Below are 15518 nucleotides of genomic sequence, written 5' to 3'. Positions count from 1 at the left end.
CAGCGCGCTTTGGTCTGTCGACTCGCGGCCGACCGAACCGACGTTCGGACGGGGCATGTCGCCATTCGCCCGATTGCAGCGCCTTCCGGCGAAGCGCGATCCGTTTCGCGCGTAAAGACGCGAACCGCCGCCGGATGTATTCAGCGAAACGATGAAGGCGCTAGAGCCGCGGAACGGCCCAGGCGACGAGTTCCTTCAGAACCTCGTCCAGCGCCGCGTTCAGGCCAGCCACGGCCGCCGGCGCGGTATCTTCGGCGACGGGCACCGAGGCCTCGAACACCTTGGCCTCGACGACCTTGCCGTTGCGGTCGTTCATGATCTGCGCGAACAGCTCAATCTCGGCGAAGCGGCCCGACGGCGTGACGTTGAATGCAAAGGTGCGGAGGTTGGTCAGGAGCTGGTAATCGATCGACAGCCCCTCACCCGGCCGGCCGATGGCGCGCACGCTCTTCGACTTCTCGAACGCCTGGATGATCCGGCTCTGCACGACCCGGGGCAGCGTGTCGGGGTACTGCGCGTTCGGGTAGTAGGCGACGAGCGAACCGCGCGTCACGACGATGCGCTGGCTTGCCAGCGTCTGCAGCGCGAACGGCTCCGGCACGAGAACCTGGGCCGATGTCCGCCCCCTGACGGCCGGCGCCGACTGCAGCCCCGCCAGGTCATAGGTAACCGGCGGCGGCGAGGTCACCAGCTTGCTCACGCAGCCCGACAGCAGCGCCGCGCACAGGAGCGTCGAGAACATCCCTACAGTCCGGGATCGCTTCAGGAAGTGCATGGTCTGACGTGCCCCACTCTGCGTCATTTCCGGTTGTAGTCCTGTACCGTCGGATTGCCAAAAATGAAGCGCTGAGGATTGCTCTGGATGGAATTCAGCGTCCGGTCGAACTGCGTCGTCGTCCGACGCAGCTGGTCGACCAGCCCGTCGACGTTACGCAGGCCCTGACCACTGAAATTGGCGAGGTTGTCGGCGATCTGGCCGGCCCTGCCCGAGAAGGCTTCCGCGACCTTGCGGATCGCGGCGGCGGCGGCCGTCGCCTCGGCAAAGAAGTTCTTGCCGTTCGGGTCGGTCACGAGATCCTGAACCTTGCCGAGAATGCCGTCGATGCGGGTCGAGGCGGCGTTCAGCTTCTGGATCATGTCGCGCGTGTTGTCGACGATGAGGTCGATGTCAGACTGCTTCGCCTTGACGCTGGCGACGAAGTCCTTCGCATCCGCGACGGTCTGGCCAGCATCGGCCACGATCTTGTTCACGTCGACGGTTGCCGTCTGGACGCGTCGCGCGACGGTGGCGATGTCGTTGATCGTGCTCTTCACGGCTTCGACCTGGATCGCCGCGATGATCTGCTTCGCCCCTGCAAGCGTGTCTCCGAGCTGTTCGGAGATGTTCTTCACGTTGGCGACGATCTCCGGGAAGGCGTCCGACGAGGCGGAAAGCTTCTGCGTCACCTTGTCGATGTTCGCGATCGTCTCCGCGACCTTGCTCGGATCGATCGCGGCGATGATCTTGTCGGCCTTCTGGACAGCGCCGCTTAGCGTTTCGGAAAGCGAGCCGAGACGCTTCGACAGATCGCCGAAATGGCTCATGAATTCCTTCACCCCGGCGGAGTTCTCGGCGAGCGCGTCGGTAAAGGTCTGGACGTTCTTGATCGACGTCGTCAGCGACGGTTCCGCCGTGTCGATGAAGCCGTTGACGCGATCGACGGCCGTGTTGACCTTCGACACAAGCTCCTGGGCGCTGGCGATCAGGTCCTGCAGGCCGGAGCCCTGCGCCTCGAGGGTCGGGATGCCGGGCTGGTCCAGCAGGTTCGGCAGCTTGCCGGAGCCGCCCTTCAGCTCGATGAAGGCGATGCCGGTCAGGCCCTGGATACCCAGCGTCGCCTTGGTGTCGGCCTTGATCGGCTGGGTCGGATCGACGCCGACCATGGCCTCGACCTCGTTCGGATCCTCGGGATTGATCCGGAGCGTACGGACTTCGCCGACCTTGATGCCGTTAAACAGAACCTGGCTGCCCGGCGCGAGGCCGGTGACGGAGCCGGGAATCAGTATGCGCATGGGCTTGCGGATGCCGCTCTCGTCATAGCGCGCGAGCCAATAGACGAAGACAAAGCACGCGACGATCACGCCGAGCGTGAACAGGCCGATCGTGGCATAGTTGGCGCGCGTTTCCATTAAGCTTCATTCTCCAGGCGGCGTGCACGCGCGCCGCGGAAATATTTCTGGACCCAGGGATCATCGAACGCGAGCATATCGTCGATGGTCCCCTCGATCAGCACATGGCGGTCGCCCAATACCGCGATTCGGTCGCAGACCGTGTACAGGCTGTCGAGGTCATGCGTTACCATGAACACGGTCAGCCCCAAAGTATCCCGCAGCGTGGCGATCAGTTCATCGAACTCGGTCGCGCCGATCGGGTCGAGGCCGGACGTCGGCTCGTCGAGAAAGACGATATCCGGATCCATCGCCAGCGCCCGGGCCAGGCTGGCGCGCTTGATCATGCCGCCGGAGAGCTCGGACGGCATGCGATCGGCGGCTTCGGGACCCAGTCCGACGAGATCGATCTTGAGGCGGGCGAGTTCTTCCATCAGCCGCGGCGACAGATGCAGGTGTTCGCGGATCGGAAACTCGACGTTCTGCAGCACGTTCAGCGACGAGAACAGCGCCCCCTGCTGGAACAGGACGCCGAGCCGCCGGTCGATCTGGGCCCGCGTGTCGGGATCGGCCTCGTCATAGGCGGTTCCGAGGATCTCGACCGATCCGGCCCGCTTCGACTGCAGCCCGAGGATCGTCCGCAGCAGCACGGACTTGCCGGTGCCCGACGCGCCGACAACGCCGAGGATCTCGCCGCGATAGACGTCGATATCCAGATTCTCGAGGATCAGCCGGTCGCCGAAGCCGACGGTGATCCCGCGTCCCCGGATGACGACTTCCTTCTCGCGGCCATGTCCATGCGCGGTTTCCGTCATGATCAGTAGTTCACCGCGGCGAAGTAGAGGGCGAAGAGGCCGTCGACGACGATCACCATGAAGATCGCCTTCACCACGGCCGCCGTCGTGTGCTGGCCGAGCGAGGCAGCGCTGCCGCGCACGGCCAGGCCTTCGGAGGCTGCGATGATGCCGATGATCAGCGCCATGAACGGCGCCTTGATCAGGCCGACGAAGAGCGTGTTGAGCGCCACGGCGTCGCGCACCCGGTCGATGAAGGCCTCGGGCGGCAGGCCGATATAGACCCAGCTGACGAGCCCCGCGCCGACAAGCGCGGCGATATCCGCCAGGAACACCAGCATCGGCAAGGCAATGATCAGCCCGATGATGCGCGGCATGATCAGCACTTCGACCGGGTCGACGCCGATGACGCTCAGCGCATCGATCTCCTCGCGCATCTTCATCGAGCCGATTTCGGCCGTGATGGCGCTGCCGGAGCGGCCGGCGATCATGATCGCGGTCAGCAAGACGCCGATCTCGCGCAGGACGAGAATGCCGACGAGATCGACGGAGAAGATCTCCGCGCCGAACGCGCGCAGCTGGAAGGCGCTCTGCTGCGAAATGATCGCGCCGATCAGCAGCGACATCAGCGTGATGATCGGGACGGCGCGAAAACCGGTCCTGTCGATGTGATAGACGATCGAGGTGACGCGGAAGCGCCTCGGGTCCAGCACCGCCCTGACGAAGCCGCGCGTCACGCCGCCGAGCAGGCTCAAGCCGGCGATCAGGTCCTGCCACGACAGGTACATGGTCCGGCCGACGGCCTCGACCAGTTCCAGCGCCGCGCCGATGGGCGCCGGCGACGGCGGCACCTCGCGCTCGGCCGGATCGAGCGCCTCGAGCAGCCGCTTGGCGTTTTCGGAGGCGCCTTCGACGGAAACCTCGCTCTGCTTGGCGCGCAGGCCACGCTCGAGCCGGGTGATGAGCCAGGCCCCGGCCGTATCGATATGCTCGACGCCTGACAGGTCGATCACCGTCGCGCCGGAAATCTTGGCAATCGCGTCGTCGATCGAGGCTTCCAGCCCGCCAACGCTGCGCACGGTCCAGGGACCGAGGGCGCGCAGGCGCGCCTGCCCGTTCTGGTCCGAGAATTCGAGTTGCGCTGCTGTTGCTGCTGCCGTCGCCACGACTGCTCCGCGTTCGACGCCTGACCGAGGGGCGGAAGGGGCGAGCGGCACTTGTGGCACCGCGGGGCGCCTCCTAAGCTCCCATCTCCGATTAGGTGATCGCACAAGCACGGAACTGCGGGCAAGCCTTTGGCGGGAAAGGAAGTCGTGATGGAGATCGCAACACCCTACCTGTTGTTTTTGGGTGACGTTCCAGATGCCCTCGCCGCCAAGACCGCGCTCGGAATCGTCGACTGGCGACCGGAATGGTGCGTCGGGCAGTTGCGATTCGCCGGTTGTCGCGCCGATGCCGGCATTCCCGACATGACGATCGCCGAAGCGCGAGCCGCCGGCGCCAGGACGATGATCGTCGGCGCGGTCAACGCCGGCGGCGTTCTTCCCGATCACTGGGTCGAAACCATCGTCGCGGCGCTGGATGCCGGGCTCGACGTCGCCTCCGGGCTGCACGCGCGTCTCGGCGACAACCCTTCCATCCGCGCGGCCGCCGCCCGCTGGGGGCGCCGCCTGTATGATGTGCGGCACGCGTCGCAGCGTTTCGACACCGGCAAGGGAACCAAGCGCTCGGGCCTGCGCCTGCTCACGGTAGGAACGGACTGCTCGGTCGGCAAGAAATACACGGCGCTGGCGCTGGAGCGGCAGATGCGCGCCGCCGGCCTCGATGCCGACTTCCGAGCGACGGGGCAGACGGGCGTGTTCATCTCCGGTCGCGGCGTCGCCATCGACGCGGTGGTCGCCGACTTCATCTCCGGCGCCGTCGAATGGCTGTCGCCCGATGCGGCGCCCGGCCATTGGGACCTGATCGAGGGCCAGGGCTCGCTCTATCATCCCTCCTTCGCCGGCGTGTCGCTCGGCCTGCTGCACGGCGCGCAGCCGGACGCCTTCGTCGTCTGCCACGAGCCGACGCGCACGACGATGCGCGGGGTCCGCCACCCCTTGCCGACGATCCAGCAGGTGATCGACCTGACCCGCGTCTGCGGACGATTGACCAATCCCGCCATTCGCTGCGTCGGCATCGCCATCAATACGCAGGCCCTCGACGACGAGGCGGCGCAGGCCGCGCTGGACGAAGCGGCCGCCGCGCATGATATTCCCGCCGTCGATCCGATCCGCACCGGCGTCGGACCGATCGTCGACCGCATCCTGCAGGACTTCCCTCCCTCATGACCTCTACTGTTTCCGTCGACACCGAGCGCTGGCCCATCGCCGGCAGCTTCGTCATTTCCCGCGGCTCCCGCACCGAGGCGACCGTCGTTACCGTCACGATCCGGGACGGCGACGCCACGGGCCGTGGCGAATGCGTGCCCTATGCGCGCTATGGCGAGACGGTCGAGGGCGTGGTCGCGGCGATCGAGGCAGCGGCGCGGCGGCCCGGCGGCCTCTCCGACCGCGCGGCGCTGCAGGACGCCCTGCCGCCCGGCGCGGCGCGCAACGCGCTCGATTGCGCGTTCTGGGACCTGGAAGCCAAGGCGAGCGGCGTCTCCGTCGCCGAGCAACTGGGGCTTTCCTCGCCGCTGGCCCTGCTGACCGCCTATACGCTCAGCCTCGGCACGCCGGAAAGCATGGAGGACGCGGCGAGGAATGCGGCGCATCGGCCGCTCCTGAAGGTGAAGCTGGGCGGCGCCGGCGATGGCGACCGCATCGCCGCCGTCCGGCGGGGCGCGCCGGCGAGCCGGATCATCGTCGATGCCAACGAAGCCTGGTCGGCCGCCGATTTCGACGCCAACATGCGCGCCTGCGTTGAGGCACGCGTCGAACTGATCGAGCAACCGCTGCCGGCGGGGGCGGACGATTTGCTCCGCCATGCCGATCGGCCCGTGCCGGTCTGCGCGGACGAAAGCCTGCATGTCGCCGGCGACCTCGAGCAGCTGGTCGACCGCTACGACGCGATCAACATCAAGCTCGACAAGACGGGCGGCCTGACCGAGGCGCTGCGCCTGAAACAGGCGGCGCGCGCCCACGATTTCGCGATCATGGTCGGCTGCATGGTCGGCACGTCGCTGGCGATGGCGCCGGCCGTGTTGCTGGCGCAGGACGTCGATTTCGTCGATCTCGACGGCCCGCTCCTGCTGGCGCGCGACCGGACGCCCGGCCTCGTCTATGACGGCAGCCTGGTCAGCCCGCCATCGCCATCACTCTGGGGCTGAGCGGGGCTTCCTCGGCACCAGCAGGACAAGGATCGCCAGCACGCCGCCGATCATCATGGTCGGGAAGGCCGCCGCGCCAAGGTGGCCGTAGAGCGGACCCGACAGCAGCGTCGTCGCGGCGAGCGCCAGGCCCGAGGCCGTCTGCGAAATGCCCTGGGCGGAGGCCATCATCGCGTCCGGCACCTGCCGGGCGATGGCGAGCTGCATGCCCGCATAGACGGCCGCGAAGGTCAGGGCGTGCAGCAATTGCAGCGCCAGCGAGAAGACCAGGTCGGTCGCGAACGGAAACAGGCCCCAGCGGACGATGGCGGCGACGGCGCCGAGCATGATCAGCCGCTCGGGCTGCAGGCGGCGCAGCGCCTTGCCCGACACGGCGAACATGCCGATCTCGGCGACGACGCCGGCAGCCCAAAGCAACCCGATCTCGCTGCCGCTGAAGCCGAGCTGCTCCCAGTAGATGGTGCCAAAGGAATAGAAGACGGCGTGGCTCGCCGTGATCAGCGAAAACGAGGCAATGACGACGACGAACTCGCGGCTCATCAGGATGGCGCGGGCCGAGACCGCCTCGGGCTTCGCCGCGTCGTCGGCGGCGCGGATCTCGGGCGGGGTGACCGGCAGCAGGAAGGCGGTCACCGCCGCGATCACATAGGCGCCGATCAGCATGGGCGAGAGCGACGCCGGGCCCAGATGGCCGAACACCACGCCGCCAACGAGGCTGATGGCGATGAAGCTGATCGAGCCCCAGACACGCATGTTGCCATAGTCGAGCCCGAAGCGGCGGACGCCGGTGAGCGCCAGCGCATCGATCGCCGGCATGCTCAGGCCGAGCATCGCGGTCGCGATGCCGGTCAGCAGGAGAATCGGCCAATAGCCGGTGACCAGCGTGGCGGGCAGGAAGAACAGCAGGCCGAACAGGGTGAAGACGACGACCGCGAAGCGCCGGTTCGGCGCCCGGTCGGCGAAGGCGCTGCCCACCGGCATGAAAAGCAGCCTCGCCGCCAGCGGAAAGGCCAGACAGGCGCCGATCTCCTCCGGGGTCAGGCCGCGAAGCTTGAGCCAGACCGGGAAGAACGGCGTCATCAGGCCTCCGACGACGAAGAACCCGATATAGAACAACGAGATGCGAAGGCCGAAGTGGCGCGGCGCGGCGACCATGGATAACGTGCCGATCTGAAAATGCCGGCGAGAACTCGCGGCGGGACATGCGCGACTCACCGGCGGGGAACCGGGGTGCGCGCTCGCAGGATAGCGATGTCGGGGACGAAGCGGGAGTGGCGGCGTTCAGGCCGCGAGCGCCCGCTCCAGGATATCCGGATCAATATTGCCGCCGGACAGCACGATGACGACCGTCTTGCCGCGCGCGTCGACGCGACCGGTGAGGAGACCGGCGAGCGCTGCCGCGCCACCCGGCTCGACGACCAGCTTCAGCGTGCGGAAGGCATAGGCGACGGCGGCGAGCGCCTCGGCGTCCGAAACGGCGACGCCGCGCGCGCCCGTCTCGCGATTGATGGCGAAGCCCAGCGCGCCGGGCTGCGGCGCCAGCAGCGCGTCGCAGATCGAGCCGCCGGTCCGCGCATTGCGGGTGATCGAGCCCGACGCCAGCGAACGGCGATAGTCGTCAAAACCTTCCGGCTCGGCGAGGTAGACCTGCGTCTCCGGGCTCTCCGCCGACATCACGACGCCGATGCCGGCCGACAGGCCGCCGCCGCCGCAGGGCGTGATCACGATATCCGCATGCTCGCCGCGCGCCGCGAGCTCGTCGGCGATCTCCAGGCCGATCGTCCCCTGCCCGGCGATGACGCGGCGGTCATTGTAGGCGTGGACGAGCTCGGCTCCGGTCTCGGAGACGATCGAAGCGGTGATGGCGTCGCGGTCGTCGCTGGCCCGGTCATAGGCGACGATGCTGGCGCCGCGCCGCATCGTGCCCTCGCGCTTCGCGGCCGGGGCGTCGCCGGGCATGACGATGGTCGCCGTGACGCCGAACAGGCGCGCCGCCTCGGCGATCCCCTGCGCGTGATTTCCGGACGATGAAGCGACGATCCCGTGCGCCCGCTCCTCCTCGCTCAGCGAGGCGATGGCGTTATAGGCGCCACGAAACTTGAACGAGCCGGTGCGCTGCAGGTTCTCGCATTTCAGGTAGACGCGCCCGCCGGTGATCTCGTCGAGCGCGGCGCTCGCGAGCAGCGGCGTGCGAATGGCCTCGGCGGCGATACGCAGGGCCGCCTGGCGGACGTCTTCGATCGTGGGGGTCATGACGCTGTCCGGTGACGCGAGGGTGACAGGACCGCAGATTTACACGAAAGCGCTTCCGGCGCAGCTTTTTTGCGCCGCGATGACATTGTCGAGGAACTGTCGCGCCGCCGCCTGCCACGAATGGCGGAGCGCGACGGTGCGGCAGTGATCGCGCGGGATCGAAAGCGCCGCCAGCACGGCCTTGCGCAGATCCTCGTCAAGGACGCCAGCGCCCGTCCCGCCCACCACGTCGCGCGGCCCCGCCACGGGAAACGCCGCCACCGGCAGCCCCGAGGCGAGCGCTTCCAGCATGACGACGCCGAACGTGTCGGTGCGGCTCGGGAAGACGAAGCAATCGGACGCGGCGTAGATATCGGCGAGCGCATCGCCGACCTTCGCCCCCAGGAACGACACTTCCGGATGGGCGCGGCGCAGCGTCTCCAGCGCCGGGCCGTCGCCGACGACGACCTTGCTGCCCGGCAGGTCCAGATCGAGGAAGGCGCCGATGTTCTTTTCGACCGCCACCCGCCCGACATAGAGATGGATCGGCCGCGGCAGATGCGCGAGGACGTCCGAGCGGCGATCCGGCCGGAACAGGTCGGCGTCGACGCCGCGCGACCAGCGCATCAGATGGCGGAATCCGCGCTCCGCGAGCTCGGCCTCCAGCGACGGCGTGGCGACCATGCAGCCGGCGCCGGCATTGTGAAACTGCCGCAGCACCGCATAGGTCCAATCGACCGGCACCGGCAGGCGGGCTGCGAGATATTCCGGAAAGCGGGTGTGGTAGCTCGTCGTGAAGATGCGCTTCCGCTTGCGGCACCAGCGGCGGACAGCATAGCCGATCGGCCCTTCGGTGGCGATGTGGACATGATCGGGCATCGCCGCGTCGAGCCGCCGGCCGATCGCGCCGGGCGCAGCGATCGTCAGGCGGATCTCCGGATAGGTCGGGCACGGAACGGTGCGATAGCCTTCCGGGGTCAGAAGGACCGGTGTGGCGCCGAATTCCGGCAGGTGCCGGGACAACCGCTCCAGCGTCCGCACGACACCGTTGATCTGCGGATGCCAGGCGTCGCTCGCGATCAGGATCCGGCTCATGCGGCGACCTTGTCGATCTCCGGCTCTTCTTCCTGCGCCACGGCATAGAGGGGGGCGACGTCTGCCCAGCGGATCATCTCGATCCGACCGTCATGATGCTCGACGATCGCCGTGCAGCTTTCGACCCAGTCGCCGGTGTTGATGTAGCGGATGCCGAGATCGTCGCGGATGGTGGCGTGGTGGATATGGCCGCAGACGACGCCGTCCGCGCCGACCCGCCGCGCCTCGGTCACTAGCGCCTGCTCGAAGGCACCGATGAAGGAGACGGCGTTCTTGACCTTGAGCTTGGCCCAGGCGGAGAGCGACCAGTATTCGAAACCGAGCTTGCGGCGAACCTTGCCGACCACCGTGTTGAGCGCGAGGGCGAGGTTGTAGGCATGGTCGCCGAGGAAGGCGAGCCACTTGGCGTGGCGGACCACGACGTCGAACTGGTCGCCATGGATCACCAGCAGGCGCTTGCCGTCCGCCGTCTCATGGATGGCGCGATCGACGAGTTCGACGCCGCCGAGATGCGTGCCCAGATAATCGCGCAGGAATTCGTCGTGATTGCCCGGAACATAGACAAGCCGCGCGCCCTTGCGCGCCTTCCGCAGCAGCTTCTGCACGATGTCGTTGTGCGCCTGCGGCCAATACCAGCCCTTCTTCAGACGCCAGCCATCGATGATGTCGCCGACAAGATAGATCGTCTCGGCGTCATGCCATCTGAGGAAGTTGAGCAACAGTTCCGCCTGACTACCTCGAGTACCGAGATGAATGTCCGACAGGAAAAGCGTGCGCAAGTGACGGGGCGCGACACCGCTCGACATGATCTTGATTCGTCCTCGTCCAGGAGACCGTTGTCGATTGCTTAGCCGACACGAACCACAGATTTGTGACAGTCGCTCAGAACAGGGTCGGCACCATGGAGAGGACGAGAAGCACCGCCATCACTGCATTGAAAATTGCCACGCGACGATCGCTGTCCAGAAAACGGGCAATCGCGGTTCCGAACAGGCACCAGGTCGCCGAGGACGGCAGCGAGGTCAGCGCGAAAATGGCGGTCAGCAGCAGGACGGCCGGCAGGATCGTCCCGCCCTGCGGGACGTAGAGCGCCATGGCGCTGATTGCCATGATCCAGGCCTTGGGATTGACCCACTGGAACAGGGCCGCGGCGAGGAAGCTCATCGGCCTGCCCTCGCGCGCGCCTTCCGTATCATGCCGGCCGGAGCGCGCCAGCTTCCAGGCGAGATAGAGCAGATACAGGAACGAGACGTATTTCAGGATCTCGTGCAGGAGCGGATAGGCCTCGAACACGCCGCCGAGGCCCATACCGACGGCGAACACCATGACCGGGAAGCCGACCGTGATGCCGAGGATATGCGGCACGCTGGGAACGACGCCCCAGTTGGCGCCGGAGATCATCAGCATCGTGTTGTTCGGACCGGGCGTGAACGCGGTCACCAGGGCGAAGCCCAGAATTGCCAGAACCTGGTCCATGACAGCCCTCCGCCAATGCCCGGGACACGGTGGCACGGCCTTCCTAATAGGTCAATATTGCTGACATTTATCTCTGGAACAGATGGCGGCTCAGCTGTTCTCTGTGGGCCAAGCTGCATTGCTCCAGTCATCAGACATCTGGGCTTGCAAGCCAGCGCCCCCTCGACCATGATCCCGGCCGCCAACACGGAGAAATATCAATGAAACTCCTACGCTTCGGTGCCCCTGGCTCGGAGAAGCCCGGCCTTCTCGCCAAGGACGGCACGATTCGCGACCTGTCGGGCGTCATTTCCGACATCACCCCGGAGACGCTCAAGAACGGCGCGATCGACGCGGTCGCCAAGGTCGACCCGGCTTCGCTGCCGGTCGTGCCCGCCGGCACGCGCCTCGGCCCCGTCGTCAACGGAACGCGCAACTTCATCGCCGTCGGTCTGAACTATGTCGACCACGCGCATGAAACGAACATGCCGATCCCGGCCGAGCCGATCCTGTTCAACAAGGCCCCGAACTGCATCGTCGGCCCGAACGACAATGTCACGATTCCCAAGGGTTCGGAAAAGACCGACTGGGAAGTCGAGCTGGCGATCGTCATCGGCAAGACCGCGAGCTACGTGTCGGAAGCCGACGCGATCAACTACGTGGCTGGCTACGCCGTCTGCCATGACGTTTCCGAGCGCGCCTTCCAGACGGAGCGCGGCGGCCAGTGGATGAAGGGCAAGGGCTCGCCGACCTTCGGTCCGCTCGGCCCCTGGCTCGTCACCCCGGACGAGATCGCGGACATCCAGAACCTCGACCTCTATCTCGACGTCAATGGCGAGCGCGCCCAGACCGGCAACACCAAGACGATGATCTTCGGCGTTGCGCACCTGGTCAGCTACATCAGCCAGTTCCTGCAGCTCGATCCGGGCGACGTCATCACGACGGGCACCCCGCCGGGCGTCGGCATGGGCATGAAGCCGCCGCGCTACCTGAAGGCCGGCGACAAGGTTCGCCTCGGCATCCAGGGCCTGGGCGACCAGGAGCAGGAATTCGTCGCCTACAAGGGCTGATCCCCTTCGGCTGACAGCCTGACGAATTGAAGAGCGGCCGGCGCCATGCGTCGGCCGCTCTTTTCGTTTCTGCGTCTACTTCTACGGGCCCGCATTGACGGGCGTGGCCCTCCCCGTCACCCTGAAGGCCTGACTCGGGCCCCGGGCGCATTTTCGGTGTCCCGTCCCTCGCCCGCATCCATCCCGCCTGCCGCCACGCGGTTCGGGACCCAGGCGCGCTCGCGCGGGATGCCCTTTCAACCAAGCGCCCGTCGACCCGGGAATGCCGGACGGGACCACGCGGACGGCGCTTGCCAATTCCTGAAGGAGAGCCGGTGGAAAGCATCGAGAAGATCCTGACCGAGCATCACTGGATCAACGCCCTGCTCACCCTGACAGCCCTCGTCATCGCCGCCCTGTTCGCGAACTATGTCGTCAAGGCGCTGCTGCTCAAGCTGGTGCACCGGGCCCTCGGCATGACGGCCTATGGCCGCGACGAGGAACTGCGCAGCCACGGCGTCATCGAGCGCCTCGCCAATTTGATGCCGGCGCTGGTGATCTCGGCCGGCATCGACCTCGTTCCCGGCCTGCCGCAATTCGCGCTGACGGTGATCAAGAACGTCGCCAACGCCTTCATCATCCTGTCGCTGGCGATGACGGTGAGCGCGGCGCTCAACATCGTCGACACCACCTATCATCGCCGCCCCTCGGCCCGGCTGAAGCCGATCAAGGGCTATATCCAGGTGGTGAAGATCGCGGTCTATGTGATCGCGGCGCTCCTGATCATCGCGACGCTGATCGACCGGTCGCCGGTCATCCTGCTCTCCGGTCTCGGCGCCATGGCCGCCGTCCTGATCCTCGTCTTCCAGGATACGCTGCTGTCGCTCGTCGCCGGCATCCAGATCTCGTCGACCGACATGGTGCGCGTCGGCGACTGGATCGAGATGCCGGGCCAGAACGCCGATGGCGACGTGATCGAGATCGCGCTGCATACGGTCAAGGTGCAGAACTTCGACAAGACGATCACCACCGTCCCTATCCGCAAGCTGGTCACAGAACCGTTCAAGAACTGGCGCGGTATGCAGGAAACGGGCGGAAGGCGGATCAAGCGCTCGCTCTATCTCGACCAGAACAGCATCCGCTTCCTGACCGAAGCGGACTTCGACAAGCTCACCCTGTTCGGCCATCTCGAGACCTATCTGGCGCGCAAGCGCGCCGAGATAGACGACTGGAACGGCAAGCTCGGCGATCGCGCCAAGTTCGCCGCCAACCGCCGGCGTTCCACCAATATCGGCACCTTCCGCGCCTATGTGGAAGGCTACCTCAGGAACCATCCCGACCTGCGCCAGGACATGACGATCCTGGTCCGGCAGATGCCGCCGGGTCCGGACGGCCTGCCGATCGAGATCTACGCCTTCACCAACACGATCGTCTGGGCGCGCTACGAAGGCATCCAGTCCGACATCTTCGACCACCTCTACGCGATCCTGCCGGAATTCGACCTCCGCGTGTTCCAGAACCCGAGCGGCCAGGATCTCAAGGCGCTGGCGCCGGGTCTGCGGCGAAGCCCACGCGCCCTGGCGGCGGCGGACGCCTGACGCTTCTCAGGCGGCGGCCGGTCCCCGAGGATCGGCCGCCCCAACGCGGTCACGCCGCCAGGTCGACCGACTGGCAGGCGAAACAGATCGCCTGCACGTGGCGGAAATCGGTGCCGCAGCAGCCGCCAACCACGTTCAGACCGGGGCATGCGCGCCGGAGTGCTGCGAACTGGCGACCGAGTTCGGCTGGGTCGCCGTCGTCGAGGTTGGGGGCATTGTCGAGTTCGGCATGGCTGCGCCGCGACGCATTGGCCCGCAGTCCCTTGATGCGCCGCGTCCAGCCCTCGCCTGCCCCGAACAGGTGCTCGAAATGGGTCGGATGGGCGCAATTGATCATGTAGTAGACCGGCGCGACAACGGCCGTCCCATCGACGGTCTGGATCGCGTCGCGGAGTTCCTGCCCGCTCGGTAGTCTTCCGTCCGTCTCGACCGTGAAGGAGAGGACGATCGGCATCTGCGCATCCGCAGCGGCGCGAACCAGCCCGATCGCCTCCTCGACATAGTTGATCGTCATCGCGCTGACGAAATCCGCCTCGGTCGCGGCGAACGTGCGGATCTGCTCGCCGTGATAGTCGGCCGCCTCGGCCACGCTCATCTTCCGCTCGATCTGGTAGCCGTCGCCCCTTGGGCCGATATCGCCGCTGATGACCATCGGCGTTTCGGGGCTGTCATAGCGATCGCGCAGTTCGCGCATCAGGTCGATGGCGGCGCGGTTGCTGGCGGCGAGCGCATCGGCGTCGTAGCCGATCTGCGCCCCCCAATCGCAGTTGGCCCGCCATGTCGGGCTTTCCAGAATGAAGCCGAGCCGGCGCGCATGGGCGAGCGCGGCGTAGCTGTCATAATAGGCGCGCAGGCGCTCGCGCCCGCCGGGACGCGAGAACAGATCGAAGGCGGCGAAAGCCGGCAGCTCGATCCCGTCATGGAAGATCAGCGTCGTCTCCAGACCGCCATCGGTGGTGAACAGGCGATCCGTCAGTTGCGGCAGGGCGTTTCTGTAGCGGGCCATGTCGTCCATCCTCCTCCTTGGAGCTTCGGATGGCGACGGACTCTATCCCGCTCCTGTTCCGCGACTAGAAAGCGCGTGGTCCAGTCAGGACGAATTACACGAACTGCTTATCTGTCAAACGGATAGGCATCACTCCTCTGATGTCGATTCAACGAATGACAGATCGGAGGAAGCCGAACTTGACCTATGGTAAAGTTACGGCATGTCGAACCCCGCGCCCCAGCCTCGGACGGATACGCGCGAAAGGCTGCTCAGCCTCGCCGAGCAGCGGGTGCTCGCCAAGGGCTTCTCGGCGACGTCCATCGACGAGCTGATCGCCGGCGTCGGCATTACCAAGAGCGGCTTCTTCTATCATTTCCGCGACAAGAACGAGCTCGCCCGGGCGCTGCTGCTCCGCTATCTCGAGCAGGATCGCGCCGTGCTGGAGGCCATCTTCCAGCGCGGCGACGACCTGCACGACGACCCGTTGCACGGCTTTCTCGTCGGCCTGAAACTGTTCGCCGAAATGCTGGCCGACCTGCCCGAGCAACATCCGGGCTGCATCGCCGCGTCCTATTGCTACCAGGACCAGTTGTTCGACCGCGAGATCCGTGACCTGAACGCCGCCGGCATGCTGGCGTGGCGCAGCCGCTTCGGCGAGCGGCTGCAGCTGATCGCGGCCCGCTATCCGCCCCGCCACGATGTCGACATCGATGCCCTCGCCGACATGATCTCGACTCTGGTCGAGGGCGGCCTGATCCTGGGTCGCGCGCTGCGGGATGCGACGATCCTGCCGCGGCAGATCCTGCTCTACCGTGACTTCATCCGGGCGATCTTCCTCGGCAATTGAAC

15 protein-coding genes are annotated in these 15518 nt (G+C 66.5%); 5 read left to right on the top strand and 10 right to left on the bottom strand.

The genetic code is table 11. The features are described from left to right. Positions 1-160 precede the first annotated feature (160 nt). The 4 genes from K32_RS08600 to K32_RS08585 are packed head-to-tail and all read right to left on the bottom strand — an operon-like array spanning position 161 to position 4108. Complete coding sequence (locus K32_RS08600) at positions 161-742, bottom strand: ABC-type transport auxiliary lipoprotein family protein (protein WP_201403617.1); 582 nt, start codon at positions 740-742, stop codon at positions 161-163. A 56-nt stretch (positions 743-798) separates the two neighbouring features. Further along, entirely contained in the window at positions 799-2169 is a 1371-nt protein-coding gene (locus K32_RS08595) for an MlaD family protein (protein ID WP_201403616.1), read from the bottom strand. After that, entirely contained in the window at positions 2169-2963 is a 795-nt protein-coding gene (locus tag K32_RS08590) for an ABC transporter ATP-binding protein (protein WP_201403615.1), read from the bottom strand. Before K32_RS08590 ends, K32_RS08595 begins: the two co-directional genes overlap by 1 nt. Before the next feature lie 2 nt (positions 2964-2965). After that, a complete protein-coding gene (locus tag K32_RS08585; protein WP_244669909.1) occupies positions 2966-4108 on the bottom strand; it encodes an ABC transporter permease in 1143 nt (380 codons plus the stop codon). A 150-nt stretch (positions 4109-4258) separates the two neighbouring features. On the opposite strand from K32_RS08585, the gene dgcN reads away from it, so the two are divergent. Together dgcN and dgcA are read left to right on the top strand one after the other, a co-directional pair. Then, a complete protein-coding gene (gene dgcN / locus K32_RS08580; protein ID WP_201403614.1) occupies positions 4259-5272 on the top strand; it encodes an N-acetyltransferase DgcN in 1014 nt (337 codons plus the stop codon). After that, positions 5269-6252 carry an N-acetyl-D-Glu racemase DgcA gene (dgcA, locus tag K32_RS08575; RefSeq protein ID WP_201403613.1) on the top strand — a complete coding sequence of 328 codons (984 nt, stop codon included), beginning with the start codon at positions 5269-5271 and terminating at the stop codon, positions 6250-6252. The genes dgcN and dgcA overlap by 4 nt, the downstream gene beginning before the upstream one ends. Here dgcA and K32_RS08570 read toward each other — a convergent pair. From K32_RS08570 to K32_RS08550, 5 genes are all read right to left on the bottom strand, one after another. Continuing rightward, entirely contained in the window at positions 6238-7407 is a 1170-nt protein-coding gene (locus tag K32_RS08570; RefSeq protein ID WP_201403612.1) for an MFS transporter, read from the bottom strand. The two genes, dgcA and K32_RS08570, sit on opposite strands and share 15 nt — an antisense overlap. A gap of 126 nt (positions 7408-7533) precedes the next feature. Then, positions 7534-8505, bottom strand: a complete 972-nt coding sequence (locus K32_RS08565; protein WP_201403611.1) for a threonine/serine dehydratase — start codon at positions 8503-8505, stop codon at positions 7534-7536. A gap of 39 nt (positions 8506-8544) precedes the next feature. After that, positions 8545-9579, bottom strand: coding sequence for a glycosyltransferase family 1 protein (locus tag K32_RS08560; RefSeq protein WP_201403610.1), 1035 nt, complete (start codon positions 9577-9579; stop codon positions 8545-8547). Continuing rightward, positions 9576-10385, bottom strand: coding sequence for a UDP-2,3-diacylglucosamine diphosphatase (locus tag K32_RS08555; protein ID WP_211201076.1), 810 nt, complete (start codon positions 10383-10385; stop codon positions 9576-9578). Before K32_RS08555 ends, K32_RS08560 begins: the two co-directional genes overlap by 4 nt. 76 nt (positions 10386-10461) lie before the next feature. Beyond that, the gene (locus K32_RS08550; RefSeq protein ID WP_201403609.1) at positions 10462-11055 is read right to left on the bottom strand and encodes a LysE family translocator; all 594 of its coding nucleotides are present in this window, start codon (positions 11053-11055) and stop codon (positions 10462-10464) included. A 200-nt stretch (positions 11056-11255) separates the two neighbouring features. On the opposite strand from K32_RS08550, the gene K32_RS08545 reads away from it, so the two are divergent. Continuing rightward, entirely contained in the window at positions 11256-12104 is an 849-nt protein-coding gene (locus tag K32_RS08545) for a fumarylacetoacetate hydrolase family protein (protein ID WP_201403608.1), read from the top strand. Between the two features lie 323 nt (positions 12105-12427). Beyond that, positions 12428-13681 (top strand): mechanosensitive ion channel family protein, encoded by a 1254-nt coding sequence (locus K32_RS08540; protein ID WP_371813031.1) that lies wholly within the window; start codon positions 12428-12430, stop codon positions 13679-13681. Positions 13682-13730: 49 nt separating this feature from the next. Here the strand turns inward: K32_RS08540 and K32_RS08535 are convergent, their stop codons facing one another. After that, complete coding sequence (locus K32_RS08535; protein ID WP_201403606.1) at positions 13731-14687, bottom strand: homocysteine S-methyltransferase family protein; 957 nt, start codon at positions 14685-14687, stop codon at positions 13731-13733. Positions 14688-14889: 202 nt separating this feature from the next. On the opposite strand from K32_RS08535, the gene K32_RS08530 reads away from it, so the two are divergent. Continuing rightward, positions 14890-15516 carry a TetR/AcrR family transcriptional regulator gene (locus K32_RS08530; RefSeq protein ID WP_201403605.1) on the top strand — a complete coding sequence of 209 codons (627 nt, stop codon included), beginning with the start codon at positions 14890-14892 and terminating at the stop codon, positions 15514-15516. Positions 15517-15518: the final 2 nt, after the last annotated feature.

The organism is Kaistia sp. 32K (genome assembly GCF_016629525.1).
In the GTDB taxonomy this organism is placed as follows: domain Bacteria; phylum Pseudomonadota; class Alphaproteobacteria; order Rhizobiales; family Kaistiaceae; genus Kaistia.
This window is presented reverse-complemented; position numbering and strand designations above follow the sequence as displayed.

Excerpts from the sequence above, each read along its gene's own strand:
- K32_RS08600 (WP_201403617.1), bottom strand. The coding sequence starts at position 742 with ATGTTCTCGACGCTCCTGTGCGCGGCGCTGCTGTCGGGCTGCGTGAGC.
- K32_RS08595 (WP_201403616.1), bottom strand. The coding sequence starts at position 2,169 with ATGGAAACGCGCGCCAACTATGCCACGATCGGCCTGTTCACGCTCGGC.
- K32_RS08590 (WP_201403615.1), bottom strand. The coding sequence starts at position 2,963 with ATGACGGAAACCGCGCATGGACATGGCCGCGAGAAGGAAGTCGTCATC.
- dgcN (WP_201403614.1), top strand. The coding sequence starts at position 4,259 with ATGGAGATCGCAACACCCTACCTGTTGTTTTTGGGTGACGTTCCAGAT.
- dgcA (WP_201403613.1), top strand. The coding sequence starts at position 5,269 with ATGACCTCTACTGTTTCCGTCGACACCGAGCGCTGGCCCATCGCCGGC.
- K32_RS08570 (WP_201403612.1), bottom strand. The coding sequence starts at position 7,407 with ATGGTCGCCGCGCCGCGCCACTTCGGCCTTCGCATCTCGTTGTTCTAT.
- K32_RS08565 (WP_201403611.1), bottom strand. The coding sequence starts at position 8,505 with ATGACCCCCACGATCGAAGACGTCCGCCAGGCGGCCCTGCGTATCGCC.
- K32_RS08560 (WP_201403610.1), bottom strand. The coding sequence starts at position 9,579 with ATGAGCCGGATCCTGATCGCGAGCGACGCCTGGCATCCGCAGATCAAC.
- K32_RS08555 (WP_211201076.1), bottom strand. The coding sequence starts at position 10,385 with ATGTCGAGCGGTGTCGCGCCCCGTCACTTGCGCACGCTTTTCCTGTCG.
- K32_RS08550 (WP_201403609.1), bottom strand. The coding sequence starts at position 11,055 with ATGGACCAGGTTCTGGCAATTCTGGGCTTCGCCCTGGTGACCGCGTTC.
- K32_RS08545 (WP_201403608.1), top strand. The coding sequence starts at position 11,256 with ATGAAACTCCTACGCTTCGGTGCCCCTGGCTCGGAGAAGCCCGGCCTT.
- K32_RS08535 (WP_201403606.1), bottom strand. The coding sequence starts at position 14,687 with ATGGCCCGCTACAGAAACGCCCTGCCGCAACTGACGGATCGCCTGTTC.
- K32_RS08530 (WP_201403605.1), top strand. The coding sequence starts at position 14,890 with ATGTCGAACCCCGCGCCCCAGCCTCGGACGGATACGCGCGAAAGGCTG.